Annotated in this window: 17 protein-coding genes; 7 read left to right on the plus strand and 10 right to left on the minus strand. The window is 71.2% G+C overall.

The genetic code is table 11. The features are described 5' to 3' along the window. Window positions 1–47: 47 nt before the first annotated feature. Complete coding sequence (locus tag ACFYTT_RS20885; protein ID WP_131052253.1) at window positions 48–896, plus strand: 3-hydroxyacyl-CoA dehydrogenase family protein; 849 nt, start codon at window positions 48–50, stop codon at window positions 894–896. A 145-nt stretch (window positions 897–1,041) separates the two neighbouring features. Here ACFYTT_RS20885 and ACFYTT_RS20890 read toward each other — a convergent pair whose 3' ends face one another. The 5 genes from ACFYTT_RS20890 to ACFYTT_RS20910 form a co-directional block, all read right to left on the minus strand. Continuing rightward, window positions 1,042–1,887 carry an ABC transporter permease gene (locus tag ACFYTT_RS20890; protein WP_387261254.1) on the minus strand — a complete coding sequence of 282 codons (846 nt, stop codon included), beginning with the start codon at window positions 1,885–1,887 and terminating at the stop codon, window positions 1,042–1,044. Beyond that, the gene (locus tag ACFYTT_RS20895; protein WP_387261257.1) at window positions 1,884–2,774 is read right to left on the minus strand and encodes an ABC transporter ATP-binding protein; all 891 of its coding nucleotides are present in this window, start codon (window positions 2,772–2,774) and stop codon (window positions 1,884–1,886) included. Before ACFYTT_RS20895 ends, ACFYTT_RS20890 begins: the two co-directional genes overlap by 4 nt. A 160-nt stretch (window positions 2,775–2,934) precedes the next feature. Further along, window positions 2,935–3,234 carry a DUF1540 domain-containing protein gene (locus ACFYTT_RS20900; RefSeq protein ID WP_131052250.1) on the minus strand — a complete coding sequence of 100 codons (300 nt, stop codon included), beginning with the start codon at window positions 3,232–3,234 and terminating at the stop codon, window positions 2,935–2,937. Window positions 3,235–3,307: 73 nt separating this feature from the next. Next, window positions 3,308–3,751, minus strand: coding sequence for a DUF4878 domain-containing protein (locus tag ACFYTT_RS20905; protein WP_131052249.1), 444 nt, complete (start codon window positions 3,749–3,751; stop codon window positions 3,308–3,310). A gap of 52 nt (window positions 3,752–3,803) precedes the next feature. Continuing rightward, complete coding sequence (locus tag ACFYTT_RS20910; RefSeq protein WP_131052268.1) at window positions 3,804–4,424, minus strand: DUF4126 domain-containing protein; 621 nt, start codon at window positions 4,422–4,424, stop codon at window positions 3,804–3,806. Between the two features lie 71 nt (window positions 4,425–4,495). Between ACFYTT_RS20910 and nucS the strand changes: the two genes are divergently transcribed. After that, complete coding sequence (gene nucS, locus ACFYTT_RS20915) at window positions 4,496–5,155, plus strand: endonuclease NucS (RefSeq protein ID WP_131052248.1); 660 nt, start codon at window positions 4,496–4,498, stop codon at window positions 5,153–5,155. Between the two features lie 15 nt (window positions 5,156–5,170). Here the strand turns inward: nucS and ACFYTT_RS20920 are convergent, their stop codons facing one another. Together ACFYTT_RS20920 and ACFYTT_RS20925 are read right to left on the minus strand one after the other, a co-directional pair. Continuing rightward, window positions 5,171–5,848, minus strand: a complete 678-nt coding sequence (locus tag ACFYTT_RS20920; RefSeq protein WP_131052247.1) for a methyltransferase domain-containing protein — start codon at window positions 5,846–5,848, stop codon at window positions 5,171–5,173. Between the two features lie 102 nt (window positions 5,849–5,950). Further along, window positions 5,951–7,447, minus strand: coding sequence for an aldehyde dehydrogenase family protein (locus tag ACFYTT_RS20925; RefSeq protein WP_387261261.1), 1,497 nt, complete (start codon window positions 7,445–7,447; stop codon window positions 5,951–5,953). Between the two features lie 272 nt (window positions 7,448–7,719). Between ACFYTT_RS20925 and ACFYTT_RS20930 the strand changes: the two genes are divergently transcribed. From ACFYTT_RS20930 to ACFYTT_RS20945, 4 genes are all read left to right on the plus strand, one after another. After that, window positions 7,720–8,124 (plus strand): FHA domain-containing protein, encoded by a 405-nt coding sequence (locus tag ACFYTT_RS20930; RefSeq protein WP_236145640.1) that lies wholly within the window; start codon window positions 7,720–7,722, stop codon window positions 8,122–8,124. Between the two features lie 213 nt (window positions 8,125–8,337). Continuing rightward, complete coding sequence (locus tag ACFYTT_RS20935) at window positions 8,338–10,071, plus strand: 3-hydroxyacyl-CoA dehydrogenase family protein (RefSeq protein ID WP_387261664.1); 1,734 nt, start codon at window positions 8,338–8,340, stop codon at window positions 10,069–10,071. A 109-nt stretch (window positions 10,072–10,180) separates the two neighbouring features. Next, a complete protein-coding gene (locus ACFYTT_RS20940; protein WP_131052243.1) occupies window positions 10,181–10,507 on the plus strand; it encodes a hypothetical protein in 327 nt (108 codons plus the stop codon). Between the two features lie 226 nt (window positions 10,508–10,733). Next, window positions 10,734–11,543, plus strand: a complete 810-nt coding sequence (locus ACFYTT_RS20945; RefSeq protein WP_176095097.1) for an alpha/beta hydrolase — start codon at window positions 10,734–10,736, stop codon at window positions 11,541–11,543. Window positions 11,544–11,553: 10 nt separating this feature from the next. Here the strand turns inward: ACFYTT_RS20945 and ACFYTT_RS20950 are convergent, their stop codons facing one another. The 3 genes from ACFYTT_RS20950 to ACFYTT_RS20960 all read right to left on the minus strand — a co-directional run bounded on the left by ACFYTT_RS20950 (window position 11,554) and on the right by ACFYTT_RS20960 (window position 14,079). Beyond that, the gene (locus tag ACFYTT_RS20950; protein WP_387261266.1) at window positions 11,554–12,627 is read right to left on the minus strand and encodes an AI-2E family transporter; all 1,074 of its coding nucleotides are present in this window, start codon (window positions 12,625–12,627) and stop codon (window positions 11,554–11,556) included. Between the two features lie 478 nt (window positions 12,628–13,105). Further along, a complete protein-coding gene (locus ACFYTT_RS20955) occupies window positions 13,106–13,288 on the minus strand; it encodes a DUF397 domain-containing protein (protein ID WP_387261269.1) in 183 nt (60 codons plus the stop codon). Then, complete coding sequence (locus ACFYTT_RS20960) at window positions 13,279–14,079, minus strand: helix-turn-helix transcriptional regulator (protein WP_387261272.1); 801 nt, start codon at window positions 14,077–14,079, stop codon at window positions 13,279–13,281. Before ACFYTT_RS20960 ends, ACFYTT_RS20955 begins: the two co-directional genes overlap by 10 nt. 349 nt (window positions 14,080–14,428) lie before the next feature. On the opposite strand from ACFYTT_RS20960, the gene ACFYTT_RS20965 reads away from it, so the two are divergent. Further along, complete coding sequence (locus tag ACFYTT_RS20965) at window positions 14,429–14,773, plus strand: hypothetical protein (protein ID WP_176095094.1); 345 nt, start codon at window positions 14,429–14,431, stop codon at window positions 14,771–14,773. Window positions 14,774–14,833 lie beyond the last annotated feature (60 nt).

Raw genomic sequence — 14,833 nt, forward strand, 5'->3', positions numbered from 1 at the left:
GACTAGGGTGCAGGAAGACACTCGAAATCGCAGCGAGGGAGTATCAGATGGCGGGTCGACTCGCGGTCGTGGGCGCCGGGCTGATGGGCTCGGGCATCGCACAGGTGGCGGCACAGGCGGGCTGGCAGGTGGTGCTGCGGGACCTGGACGACGCGGCCACCCGGCGCGGTCTGGACGGCATCCGTACGTCGCTGGGGAAGTTCGCGGAGAAGGGCCGGATCTCCACCGACGACGCCGAGGCGGCGCTGGGACGGATCACGGCCACCACCGACCTGGAGGCGGCGGCCGACGCGGACATCGTGGTCGAGGCCGTCTTCGAGCGGCTGGAGATCAAGCACGAGGTGTTCCGCGCGCTGGACAAGATCTGCAAGTCCGACGCGGTGCTGGCCACCAACACGTCGGCCATCCCGGTCACCCAGATCGCGGCGGTCACCGAACGGCCCGAGGCGGTCGTCGGCACCCACTTCTTCTCGCCGGTGCCGATGATGAAGCTCTGCGAGCTGATCCGGGGCTACAAGACCAGCGACGCCACGCTCGACACGGCGAAGTCGTTCGCCGAGGAGATCGGCAAGACCGTGGTGGTGGTCAACCGGGACATCGCCGGTTTCGTCACCACCCGGCTGATCACCGCACTGGCGATGGAGGCGGTCCGGCTGGTCGAGACCGGCGTGATCTCCGCCGAGGACCTGGACACCGCCTGCAAGCTCGGCTTCGGGCACGCCATGGGGCCGCTCGCCACCGTCGACCTGACCGGCGTGGACGTGCTGCTCAACGCCACCCGCAACATCTACACCGACACCGGTGACGAGAAGTTCTTCCCGCCGGAACTGCTCCAGCGCATGGCCACTGCCGGCGACCTGGGCCGCAAGACCGGCCAGGGCTTCTACTCGTACTGACCGGATGAAAGGAGGGGTCCCCTGCTAACGCCTCGTGCATAGCAGGGGACCCCTTTTAACGGCGCTGCCCGTCGAGGGCTGCCGGGCTGTTAGCAGGGGACCCCTGCTCTACCGCAGGCGTTAACAAGGTGCCCTTCCTTGCACCTCAGCCGTCGCGGCGGGTGGTCCAGCGGAAGGTGGTCAGGCAGAGCACCAGGCCGATCACGCACCAGGCGCCCAGCACCAGCGCGACCCGGGTCAGCTCGAACGAACCACCCGGTTCGTTGGCGCCGAAGCTCTCCGGCAGGAACACCGCCCGCAGCCCCTGGCACATCCACTTGAGCGGGAAGATGGCCGCCACCTGCTGCATCCAGCTCGGCAGGTTGGTGAAGACGAAGAACACCCCGGAGATGAACTGGAGCACCAGGGCGACCGGGGTGACCACGGCCGAGCCGCTGCGTGCCGTACGGGCCAGGGACGAGATGGCGATGCCGCAGAGGGTGCAGGCGGTGATGCCCAGCGCGCTGACCCAGCCGAAGGTGACCCAGGCGGTCGCGGTGGTCGGCAGGTTCAGGTCGAACAGCAGCACCGAGACCGTGAGCAGCAGTGCGGTCATCACCACGCCGGTCACCAGCACCATGATCACCTTGCCGGCGAACCAGACCCACTTCGGCATCGGCGTGCCCCGGTACCGCTTGAGCACGCCCCGGTCCCGCTCGATCGGGATCCAGATGCCGAGGTTCTGGAAGCTGACCGTCATCAGGCCGGTGGCGATCATTCCGGTGATGAAGTACTGCGTGTAGCTGACACCCTCGCCGAGGTCGCCGTCGAAGATCGACGCGAAGATCAGCACCATGATGATCGGGAAGCCCAGCGTGAAGACGACGGACTCCCGGCTGCGCAGGAACTGCCGGATCTCCATGCGGCCCTGGCGCAGGGCGAGACCGCCGGGTCCGGGGCGGCGGGTGGCGGGGGCGGCGACCGGGGCGTCCGGTCGGGTGGTGGTGGTCATGAGTGTCCGATCATCCGCAGGTAGATGTCCTCCAGCGTGGGCCGGGTGACGGTCAGGCCGGGCACCTCGCCACCGAAACGCGCGGCCAGTTCGGCCACCAGCGCCGTCGGCGTCGCGCTCTGCGCGCTCTCCGACGTGCCCTCCGGGGTACGCCAGGAGACCGTGGCCAGCGCGTCCTGCCGGTTGCCCAGCTCGGCGGGTACGGCGACCTCGACCAGCCGGCCGCCGGCGATGACGCCCACCCGGTCGGCGAGCGCCTCGGCCTCGTCCAGGTAGTGCGTGGTGAGCACGATGGTGGTGCCGGCCGCGGAGAGGTCCCGGATCAGTTCCCAGAACTCGCGGCGGGCCTCCGGGTCGAAACCGGTGGTCGGCTCGTCGAGGAAGAGCAGTTCGGGACGGCCGATGATGCCCAGCGCCACGTCCAGGCGACGCTTCTGCCCGCCGGAGAGGGTGTGCGTACGGGCGCCGGCCTTGGCGGTCAGCCCCACCCGGGCGATCACCTTGTCCGGGTCGTCGCCGTCGGGATAGAAGCCGGCGAAGTGGTGGACCACCTCGGCCACGGTCAGCTCGTCGAACTCGCCGGTGCCCTGGAGCACGATGCCGACCCGACCCCGCCAGTCGCGCACCGAGCGGCCCGGTGCGCGGGATCCGCCCGACCGGGAGCCGTGGGCGAAGGAGGGGTCGGCGTCCAGTACGCGTACCTCACCGGCGTCGCGCTGCCGGTAGCCCTCCAGGATCTCCACGGTGGTGGTCTTGCCGGCGCCGTTCGGGCCGAGCAGAGCGAACACCTCGCCCCGCTGGACGTCGAGGTCCAGATCGGCCACGGCGACGTTGTCGCCGTACGCCTTGCGCAGGCCCCGGACGTGGATCGCGACGTCGTCACTCATGCCGTCAAGTGTGCGGGTCGCCCGGGTCCGCCGTCCGCACCGGGGGGTGGTGGTTCCTCCCCGTCACGGGCGACTCGGACCCGGGCGTCACCGTCGTTCCGCTGTGCGGTTCTGCACAGTTCCGGGTCCGTCCGCCCGGCGGACGCCACCCGGAGGTCGATCAGCGGTGGCTGTACGTCATGCAGTCGGCCATGTCGGCGTCCGGGCCGACCTTGATCGACGGGGCCTGGCACTCCAACTGCTGGTTGTGCCGACAGTCGGCCCGTTGGCACGCGCCCACCTGGGCCACCTGGCCGTCGATGCCGGCGCGGACGGCCGGCATCTCGATGAACGTGTGGCAGTGCGCGTGGTCCATGCTGCCGATCGTGATGGCGAAGGCGTTGCAGTCGCCGGTGTGGTTGTACGCGCAGGCGGACACCACGCACTCCTGGACCCGGGGCATCTCCATCGCTGCGGTCATGACCCACCCTCCTCCGTTGATTTGCCCTAATTTTAGGCTTTCGGAGGGCTGGGCTGGACCGATTCGCCGGTCCTCAGGGGCAGACGCGCCACTCGCCGTCCTCGCGGAGCAGGCTGATCGACTCGTTCGTCTCGCCGTTGGCCGTCTCCAGGCGTACCGACGCGGCCCCGGTGGTCCGGCCGTTGTTGGTGGAGACCCGCATCCCGGTGATGTCGTACTCCACCAGTTTCGGCATCGCCTGCCGTTGCCGGGCGAACTCGTCCGCCGTGACCTCGTCGCGTTGCCGCTGGCAGAGACGGTCGTAGGCGCGCTGGTGGTCGCCGTCCCGGAGGGCGTCCAGATACTCGCCGGTGGCGCTGCGGGCCGGACCGACCGCGTCCTGCACGGTCTGGTAGAGGAACCAGCCGCCGACCGCACCGCCCAGGCAGCAGAGGGCGACGACCACCCCCACCACGACGAGCACGATCCGCAGCGGGCGGTTGTTGCGGGGCGGGACCGGAGTCGGGTGGTACGTCATGCGGGGCAGCGTAGATCCACTACGCAACCGGTCTGCCCCGCGTACCTGAGGATCAGACCCGGAAGCCGGCGTCCCGGGCGGCCTGGCGTTCCCGGCGTCGGTCCGCGCGTCGGCGCAGGAACCACGGCAGATAGAGGGCGAACGCGACCAGGAACACCAGCACCAGCACCGGCAGCACGATCGCCACCAGGGACATCACCACGCTGGTCGCGTCCTCGGCGGTGCTCGCCACCGGGGCGCCGAAACCGGCCGTGGTGGCGTTGATGACCGGCCGGGCGGCGGACTTGAGCAGGTGTACGCCGAGCGCGATCAATACCCCGACGACGACCGGTAGCCACTGGCCGCCGTCGGTGAAGAAGCTGTCCGGGTCGCTGACCGTCACCGTCTCCGAGGCGGAGCCGGCACCGAAGGCCAGCCCACCGGCGGTCGGGCGGACCACCGTCTGCACCAGGTCGTTGACGTGGTCCACCACCGGCACCTTGTCCGCGACGACCTCGACGACGAGCAGCACGGCGAGGATGCCCAGCACCCAGTCGTTACCGAGCCACTGCCAGCCGCCGGGCAGGTCGATGACGCTGGTGAAACGGGCCAGACCGCCCATCAACAGCAGCGGGATGTAGGCGTTGAGCCCCGCCGAGGCGGCGAGGCCGGTACCGGTCAGCACTTCGAGCACCATCTCAGCATGGCACCGGCGCGCCAGTGCCGCTCGGCGGCGATGCCCGGCCTCTCCGCTACCCTCGTCGGGTGCGGTTGGTGATTGCGAAATGCTCGGTGGACTATGTCGGACGCCTCTCGGCCCACCTGCCGCCGGCCACCCGGCTGCTCATGGTGAAGGCGGACGGCTCGGTGTCCATCCACGCCGACGACCGGGCCTACAAGCCGTTGAACTGGATGAGCCCGCCCTGTCGGCTGGAGGAGGCGCCCGGGGTGTGGCGGGTGGTCAACAAGGCCGGTGAGGAACTGCGGATCACCCTGGAGGAGATCTTTCAGGACACCTCGTACGAACTCGGCGTCGACCCGGGGCTGCGCAAGGACGGGGTGGAGGCACACCTCCAGGAGCTGCTGGCCGCCAACCCGGAGACGCTGGGCGAGGGGTACACGCTGGTCCGCCGCGAGTACATGACCGCCATCGGGCCGGTCGACCTGCTCTGCCGCGACGCCGACCAGGGCACGGTCGCGGTCGAGGTGAAGCGCCGGGGCGAGATCGACGGCGTCGAGCAGCTCACCCGCTACCTCGAACTGCTCAACCGCGATCCGTTGCTCGCACCGGTGGCCGGCGTCTTCGCCGCGCAGGAGATCAAGCCGCAGGCGCGGGTGCTCGCCCGGGATCGCGGCATCCGGTGCGTGGTGGTCGACTACGACCGGCTGCGCGGCATCGAGCGCGACGAACTGACCCTGTTCTGAGGGTCGGCGGCGCGGTCAGGTGGTGCGTTGGCGGGGGATCGTGGTGCGGACCGCGATCAGCGACTTCGGCAGGCCGCCGACCCGTTCTATCAGAATGCGGGACTGCGGGAAGTAGTGCCGCATCTGGGACCGGTCCAGCAGCTCGGTCCAGAGCACCTGGTGGATGGCCGCGTCGTGGGAGTGGGTGGCCTTGTGCCCGAGCGGCCAGCGCCGGGCGACCGCGGTGCGCAGGCGTACCGGCAGGAACTGCATGCCCGGGGCGATCCAGTGCGGCTCGATCGGGAAGTAGCGGTACGGCGTCTGCACCCAGTGCCGCTCGGCCAGCGTGTGCACCGCCTCGGCGAACCGCAGCCGGCGCTCGTGTCCACCCACGTGTTCCAGCACCGAGTTGGAGAAGACCAGGTCGTAGCGGCGCCCGGTGATGTGGGCCGGCAGGTCGCAGGCGTCGGCCTGGTCGACCTCGGCCCACTCGGGCACGTCGACGGCGGGTCGCTCCAGGTTGACCACGTGTACGCGGGCCGGCCGGACGGCCGCGCGGGTCCAGGTGCCGAGGCGTCCACCAAGGTCGATCACGTTCATCTCGGACAGCCGGGGAAACGTGCGGACCAGCCATTCGGCGCGGCGTTGGCGTTGCCGCGCGGCCCATGAGCCGTCCTTGTCGACGAGATGGAATCGCAATCGATGGGGGCGCATTTAACGGAATGTACCGTCGCGGCTACCGACGCTAAACCTCTGTCCCGTATCGAAGCCGACGATGATCGGCTTTCCGACAGTGGCGGCTTTCGGACCGCCTGCTCACCTGCCGTAGAGCATCTTGACCGCTTTGACGAGACGGGCCACGTCAGCAGGGGTGCGGTCGAAGGTGGTCGACGGCAGGAGCGTCCGGCCCCGGCGACGGGTCACCGCCTTGGCCCGGCCGAACTCGCGCAGCCCGTCCTCGCCGTGGATCCGGCCGAACCCCGACTCGCCGACCCCGCCGAAGGGCAGGGTGGACATGCCGGCGAAGGTGAGCGCCGAGTTGATCGACGCCATGCCGGACCGGAGTCGACGGGCGATCGCCACCGCCCGACGCCGCCCGAAGACCGAACCGCCCAGACCGTAGGGCAGGGCGTTGGCCCGGGCGAGCGCCTCGTCCGCGTCCCGCACCCGGTTGACGGTCAGCGTCGGGCCGAAGGTCTCCTCGCGTACGGCCGCGGAGTCCTCGGGCACGTCCACCAGCACGGTCGGGTGCGCGTACGGCGGCCGGACCGCGTCCCGGCCGCCGAGGGCGGCGCGTCCGCCCCGGGTCAGCGCGTCGTCGATGTGCCGTCGGATGACGTCGAGCTGGCTGGGCATGGTGATCGGGCCGACGTCGGCGTCGTCGGGGCCCACGGTGAGGCGGCCCGCCCGCTCGACCACCTTGTCGACGAACGCGTCGAAGACCGGCTCCACCGCGTAGACCCGCTCGATGCCGATGCACGTCTGCCCGGCGTTGGTCATCGCACCCCAGACGGCGGCCTCGGCGGCGGCGTCCAGGTCGGCGTCCGCGTCGACGATCATCGCGTCCTTGCCGCCGGCCTCCAACAGCACCGGGGTCAGCGACTCGGCGCAGGCCGCCATCACCTTCTTCGCGGTGGCGGTGGAGCCGGTGAAGGCGAGCTTGTCGACGCCGGACCGGCACAGTGCCGCGCCCACGTCGGCGAGGCCGTGCACCGCGCTGAACACCGGCTGCTCGGGCACCACCTCGGCGAACGTGTCGACCAGCCACTGCCCGACCACCGGGGTGTACTCGCTCGGTTTGAGGACCACGGCGTTGCCGGCGGCCAGCGCGTACGCGGCGGAGCCGATGGGGGTGAAGACCGGGTAGTTCCACGGCCCGATCACCCCGACCACCCCGTACGGCTGGTACTCCAGGTGGGCCGAGAACTCGGCCAGGATGAGCCGGGACCGGACCCGGCGGGCGCCGAGCACCCGGCGCGCGTTGTTCGCCGCCCAGTCGACGTGCTCCACCGCGGTCACGATCTCGACCAGCGCGTCCGCGATCGGCTTGCCACCCTCGGCGTGGACCAGCTCCGCCAGCGTCTCCATCCGCTTCGCGAGCAGCCGCCGCCAGCGCAGCAGCCGTTCCCGCCGCCCGTCGAAGCCGAGACCGGCCCACCACAGGCCGGCGGCGCGGGCGTTCGCGACGGCGCGCTCCACCTCCACGCCGGTGGCGACCGGTACGCGTCCCGCCTCGTCGCCGGTGGCCGGGTTGGTCGAGATCAGGTGGCCGCCCTCGATCGTCGGGGTGCCGGGGCGGTGGGGAGCCGTCATGACGGGATTCTAGACCCGAATATTACTCACAGGTAGGGAGTGGTGCGGGGCCGAGCGGGCTGGGCGGCGGATGGTTGAATCGGACTGAGCAGCAGTTTTCGCCGGAAGGCAGGTGCCCTGTCCACCGAAAGGGTCGAACGGAAGGTGTCCGGCCGGTTACTCGGTGATGACTGGCCGGGTGGTGGAGGTGGCCGCCCGGTGGTGGCAGGCTGACGCGGGGGTGGCCGCGCGGGGTGGAGGTCCGACTGTCCATGGAGGAATATCCGCAACTGATGCCGCTGCTGACAGTGGCCGCCGGGCCCATGCGCGGGCTCGGGTTCCGGCTGCGTCGTCAGCCGCAGGTGATCGGCCGCGATCCGGCGGTCGACATCGTCGTGCACGACCCGCATCTGAGTCGTCGGCACGCCGAGATCTGGCTGGCCGGCGAGGGGGTGTCCCTGGTGGACCTCGGCTCGACGAACGGCACCTGGGTGAACGAACGTCGGATCACCGAGCTGACCCGGCTCAGCGACGGCGACGTGGTCCGGATCGGTCGTACCGACCTGCGGTTCTTCGACCCGGGGGTGGCGCTCACCGACCCGGTGGGCTTCAGCTTCGGGGTGCCGCGCCAGGAGCGGCGACCGACGCTGCCGCTGCCGGTCGCGCCCTCCACACGCGCCATCACCGGCGGCTCCTGACCTGTTGCACCCGGCCGCTGGCCTGAGCCCGACCGCCGACCTGTGCCCGGCGCGGTGACAAACCCCACCGCGTCTGGACAGGCCCGCGCCACGTGGCAGACTCGCGCGCATGACCTGAGCGACCGTTAAAGTCCGGTCGCCGGTTCCGCGGACAAGGGGAGGCCGGGCGTGGCGCGCGAGTTCACCAGCGTGGGTGTGGTGGGTCTGGGCACCATGGGTGCCGGCATCGTCGAGGTCTTCGCCCGCAGCGGCGTCGACGTGGTGGCCGTCGAGATCACCGACGACGCCCTGGACCGTGGCCGGGCCACGCTGACCCGCTCGACCGACCGGGCCGTGGCCAAGGGCCGGCTCGCCGCCGCCGACCGGGACGCCCTGCACGGCCGGGTCACCTTCGCCGTCGGGCTGGACGCGCTGCACGCGGTCGACCTGGTGATCGAGGCGGTACCCGAGCGCCTCGACCTGAAGCGGCGGCTCTTCGCCGACCTGGACCGGATCTGCAGGCCCGAGGCCGTCCTCGCCACCAACACCTCGTCGTTGAGCGTCACCGAGATCGCGGTCGCCACCGGCCGGCCCGAACAGGTGATCGGCATCCACTTCTTCAACCCGGCACCGGTGATGAAGCTGGTCGAGGTCGTGCGCACGGTCGTCACCGCCGACGACGTGGTGACCGACGTGGAGGCGCTCTGCGGGCGACTCGGCAAGGTCGACGTCACCATCGGCGACCGGGCCGGCTTCGTCGCCAACGCGCTGCTGTTCGGCTACCTCAACCACGCCGTCACGATGGTCGAGGCGGGGTACGCGACCCGCGAGGACATCGACGTCGCGATGAAGCTCGGCTGCGGACTGCCGATGGGCCCGCTGGCCCTGATGGACCTGATCGGGCTGGACACGTCCTACGAGGTCCTGGACACCATGTACCGCCGTGGCGGCCGGGACCGCCGACACGCCCCGGCGCCACTGCTGCGCCAGATGGTGACCGCCGGGCTGCTCGGGCGGAAGTCCGGCCGGGGCTTCTACACCTACGAGCGGCCCGGCTCCGGCACCGTCGTGCCCGACGCACGGACGCCGGCACCGGCCGGCGAGGCACCCACCGACCCGGTACGCACCGTCGGCGTGGTCGGAGCAGGCGCGTCGGCGCACCGGCTCGTCGCGGTCTTCGCCGCCGCCGGATACCAGGTCGTCGCGGTCGGCCCCGGATTCGGGGATCCCACGACGGCCGGTGCGGCGGTGCGGACCGCACTGGACGAGAACGTCTCCCCCGACCGGTTGAGCGAGGCCGACCGTGCCGCCGCCCTCGGCCGGATCACCTGGTCGACGGCGTCGACGGCGCTGGCCGACGCGGACCTGGTGGTCGAGGCGGTGGCCGACGATCTCGACGTCAAGAAGGCCCTCCTCGCCGAGGTGGCCGCAGTCTGCAAGCCGGGCGCCGTGCTGGCCACCACCACCTCCGCGCTGCCGGTGATCGACCTGGCGATGGCGACCGGGCGCCCGGACGACGTGGTGGGCCTGCACCTCGTGCACCCGGGCACCTCGACGCCGCTGGTCGAGATCGTGCGGACCATCCGGACCTCGGACCAGGTGGTGGACACCGCGCGGGCGGTCTGTGCCACGCTGGGGCGGACCGCAGTGGTCTGCGCCGATCGGGCCGGTTTCATCGTCAACGCGCTGCTGTTCCCGTACCTCAACGACGCGGTGCGGATGCTGGAGGCCGGCTACGCCGGCACCGACGACGTCGACCACGCCATGAGGCTCGGCTGCGGTTACCCCGTCGGCCCGTTCGCCCTGCTCGACGCGGTCGGTCTGGACGTGGCGCTGGCCGTCCAGCGGCGGTTGTACGGGGAACTGCGCGATCCGGGCTTCGCCCCGGCTCCACTGCTGGAGCAGTTGGTGACCGCCGGTCACCTCGGCGACCGCACCGGGCGCGGCTTCCGCTCGCTGCCTTCGTGAAAGGAAGGGCACCTTATTAACGCCTGCGGTATAGGAAGGGTCCCCTGCTAACCGCAGCGCCGGCCAGCCGACGCGAAGCACGGTGCCACCCGGCCTTACGCTGGGTGATGTGAGCCCTCGTCGCAACCGTCCCCGCCGTGACGACGACACGCGTCTGGACGCCGAACGTGCCCGGCACGGAGTCGCCTCGGTGCAGCAGTGGCGGGACGGCGACTGGCAGGTACGCGCGATCAGCGGCGGTGGGTCGACCAAGACGTACCGCTGTCCCGGCTGCGACCAGGAGATCCGGCCCGGCGTGGCGCATCTGGTCGCCTGGCCGGCCGACGACCGGGGCGACCTGACCGACCGGCGGCACTGGCACACCGGCTGCTGGCGCGCCCGGGACCGGCGGACACCGGGGATCCAGCGCGGCCGCAGCGCCCCCCGCCACGGCTGAACGCCGGCGCACGTCCGTCGTCGGCCGCCGGGTCGCCAAGTCGCCCGTCGCCCGTCGCCGGGTTGCCGGTCGCCGGTCGCCGGGTTGCCCGTCGCCGGTCGCCGGGTCGCGGGTCGCCGGGTTGCCGAGTCGCCCGTTGCGGCGGCGCGGGCAGCCTGTACCCGCCTTCCGGCGATCTTTGTCACCTGCCCGCGCGGCCGGGCCGTTGGGACGGGAGGATGGGGGAGTGAGTGCACCCATTCGCGCGTCGTCGATCCTGCCCGGCCGCCGGGAGGACATCGAACTGCACACCGCGGACGGACTGCGGCTGGTCGGTGAGCTGGCCCGCCCGGCCGACCGCGAGCCGGTGGCCACCCTGGTCTGCCTGCATCCGCTGCCCACCCATGGCGGAATGATGGACAGCCACGTGTTCCGCAAGGCGGCCTGGCGACTGCCCGCGCTGGCCGACCTGGCCGTGCTGCGGTTCAACACCCGGGGCACCAGCAGCGTGCGCGGCACCAGCGAGGGCAGCTTCGACTCGGCCGTCGGCGAGCGGTACGACGTGGCCGCCGCCATCGAGTACGCCGAGTTCCACGAGCTGCCGAACATCTGGCTGCTGGGCTGGTCGTTCGGCACCGACCTGGTGCTCAAGTACGGCGGTGACCCGGCCGTGTCCGGCGCGATCCTGCTCTCCCCGCCGCTGCGCTTCTCCGAGCCGGCCGATCTGGCCAACTGGGCCGAGTCGGGTCGACCGTTGACCGCGCTGGTGCCGGAGTTCGACGACTACCTCCGCCCCGAGCAGGCCCGCGAGCGGTTCGCCGCGGTGCCGCAGGCCGAAGTGGTCGGGGTACCGGGGGCAAAGCACCTCTGGGTCGGAGACGCCGAGACGGTGTTGGACGAGGTGGTCCGGCGGGTCAACCCGGCGGTGCCGGTGCCGCTGCCGACGACCTGGGACGGTCCGATGGAGACCGGCGACGCCAGCGCGTACGCCGACCGCACGGTGGCCGCCTTCGCCGACACCCCGGTCACCGGCCCGGAGCAGCGTCGCGCCGACTGAGTCCTGCCGGTCAGCGGCGATCCTGTCGGGGGATCACCACCTCGCGCAGGACGATCTGGATCGCGGCGACCGTCGGGATGGCGATCAGCGCGCCGATGACCCCGAGCAGTGACACCCCGAGGAGCGCGGCGACCAGTGCCGCCACCTCGTTGACGTGTACCGACCGACGCATGATCTTGGGGTAGAGCAGGTAGTTCTCGATCTGCTGATAGATCACGAAGAACACGATGCAGGCGATGCCGACGGACGGCTCGGTGGCGAATCCGACCAGGCTGACGACCACCGCGCCGAGCGTCGCGCCGATCTGCGGGATGAGGTCCGTGATCGCCACGACCACGGCGAGCGCGAACGGGTACGGCAGGCCCACCGCGAGCGCGAAGACGAAGGCGGCGACACCGGCCAGCACGGCGATGGAGAGCGCGCCGACCATGTACGCGCCGACCTTGGTCAGCATCTCGTCCCCGATGAGCTGCACCCGCTCCCGACGCGAGCGCGGCACCAGGGCGTACGCGAGGTCGCGCATCCGGTCGAAGTAGACCAGGAAATAGATCGTCAGCACCAGCACGGTGAGCACCCGGAACAGCGTGCCGAAGAGGAACTGGGCACCGCCGAGCACACCGCCCAGCGCCCGACCGACCACGTCGGCGCTGGCCAACTCCTGCGCCCGCCGCATCAGGTCGAACTGTTCCACCAGATCGTTGACCGTCTCGTTGCGACGCAACGACTCCAGGTAGCTCGGCAACTGGTCGATGAACTGCGTCGTCTGGGTGACGATCGGCGGCACCAGGGCCAGCACGCCCGCACTCAGCAGCGCCACCACGACGAGCGCCACGAGCGCCACGGCCAGGCCGCGCGGCACCCCCCACGACCGCAGGCGCACGACCGCCGGGTGCAGGCCCACCGCGAGGAACAGCGCGATGACCACCAGCACGACCATCCCGGCCGCGTTGCGCAACCCCAGATAGACGGCGTACGCGAGCAGCACGCCGAGCGCACCGGTGAACCCGACCAGGAAGCTGTTGCGCCGCAGCGGTCGCCCCGGCGTACCGAACCGACCCGCCTCCGCTCCGGCCGGACCGTCCATTGCCCCAGAGGCCGACGTTTCCCTGGCCATCTGGGCAGTCGACGAACTCTCGTGGTCGGAGCTCACCGCCATCGCCCTGGGTCGCCCCGCCGCAGGCTGTTCCCCGGCACGCTGGCCCGCTCGGGGCTGGTCCCTGTCGTCCTGGCTCGCGCTGTCGTGCTGGCCCGCCCTTGGTTGCACACGTTTGGGTTGCTCTCGTTCGGGCTGCTCCGGCCCGTCCTGCGCCATTCGGTCTCTCCCCGCTCTGGCCCGGGCTGATCGCTGCCTGAGCCGTGTCGGTCCCGCCCAGCCTCGCTGGCCGTCGGATCCTGCTCGGCAGGGTAATGCGGGGTCGGCGGACCGAGCCAGCAGATGCGTCATATCGGGGGCTGCTGATCCGCCCGACCGCTCGTGGGCCGGGATGACTCGACCAGGTCGGTGGGGCTTTGCTGCTGGTCACCGCCCCGCGAGGTCGCTGACCCTCGCGGTTGTCTCCGGCTCAGCGCTGTTTGACCTGCCGGATGAACGAGCGCCAGATCTGCGGGGCGAATGCGAGCACCGGGCCCTGCCGGTCCTTGCTGTCGCGGACCGCGACCACGCCGGGCAGGTTGTCGGCCACCTCCACACAGTCGGTGTTGCCGCTGCGGCTGGCGGTGCGCCAGGTCGCGCCGTTCAGGTCCATGACTTCGCCACCCTGTCGAGGAGTTCGATCGACTGCTGGCGGGACAGCGCCTCGTTGCGCACCGTCTCCCAGCGCGCCAACAGCGTAGCCAGGTCCGCCTCGCTGTCGGTCGGCGTGGCGGTCAGTTGGTTCTCCATGATCGCCACCCAGCCGCCCTCCTCGCTGCGGGCCAGCGAGAACGGCCCGGAGAGCCCGATGTGCACCCCGACGCCGAGCGGGACGACGTTGATGCTGACGTTCGGTCGCGCGGCAGAGGCGATCAGGTGCTCGATCTGGTGCACCATCACCGGCCAGAAGCGTTCCTCCCTCCGATGCAGGACGGCCTCGTCGACGACCGCGATGAGCTGGGGTGGGTCGGGCTGGGTGAGGATGCCCTGCCGGTCCAGCCGGGCGGCGACCCGCCGGTCCACCTCCTCGTCGCTGAGCAGGTCGTCGCAGCGGATCACCGCGCGGGCGTAGCCCTCGGTCTGCAACAGGGCCGGGATCAGCGTGGGCTGGAAGACCCGGAGTTGCCGGGCCATGCGTTCGGCGTCCAGCCACGGCAGGAACCACGAGGGCTGCCCCTCCCGCTCGGCGATCCGTTGCAACGCCACCAGCAGCCCGCCGGAGCGCAGCACCTCGTCGGCGCGGGCGAGCAACGACCGGTCGTACGGTCGGCTGCCGGTCTCGACGGCCGAGACCATCGACGGCGAGTAGTGCACCTGCTTGCCGAACTCCTCCTGACTGAGCCCGGCGGCCACGCGCAGTCGGCGAAGCTGGGCCCGGATCAGGTCCGCCGTCGTTCCCTCCACAGTGCCTCCACAGTCTGCGCCCGAGAAACGCTCGGGATTTCCGGTCGGGGGCGGGACTTCGCAGCGGTACGACGACCAGCCTCGATGCCTTCCGACAGTAGTGGTTTGCTCAGCAGACTGTCAGCCATGCCGGACTGGTTCGTAGCCGAGGGGGCGCGGGCTGGTCCAGGCCGGGGCCGCCCCCGCCTTCCCCCCGCGTGGGCGGCCCCTCCCGCAGTCCTGGCCGCATCCGTCGTCGCGTGAGCGGCAGATGTGTCCGGGCTTTCCCGAGGGAGGTCGATGTGCGCAGTCAGCGTTGCCAGTGCCCGACGAGGTGGCGGGCGAAGGGCAGTTCGCCGGGCGGCCGGTCATGATCACGACACGCCTGCCCGTACCGGGGGACGGTCCCCGTCCCGAGCGCCCCCGCTCCGTCGGCAGTCGGCCCCCGCACACCCCGCTCCGGCCGACCTGGTGTTGCCGCGCCGACGGGCAGCCGTGGCCCTGCGGAGAGGCCCGCCTGCTGCTCCGATCGGAGTACGACGCCAACAGCGCCGGCCTCACCATCTATCTGGCCGGTCTGATGTACGAGGCGATGCGGGACCTCTACCACCTGAACCCGCACGACGGCCCTGAACCCCGGACGCTGTTCGACCGGTTCGTCGCCTGGGGCGCGGCCCGTCGACCGATCGCCCACCGCCGCCCCGACTCACTCTGACCGCCGAGCACCGAGCACCGGGTGCTGAGCATCGGGTGCCGGGTGGTAGGTGCCTTACCG

Source organism: Micromonospora sp. NPDC003816 (genome assembly GCF_042874705.1).
Taxonomy (GTDB): Bacteria; Actinomycetota; Actinomycetes; order Mycobacteriales; family Micromonosporaceae; genus Micromonospora.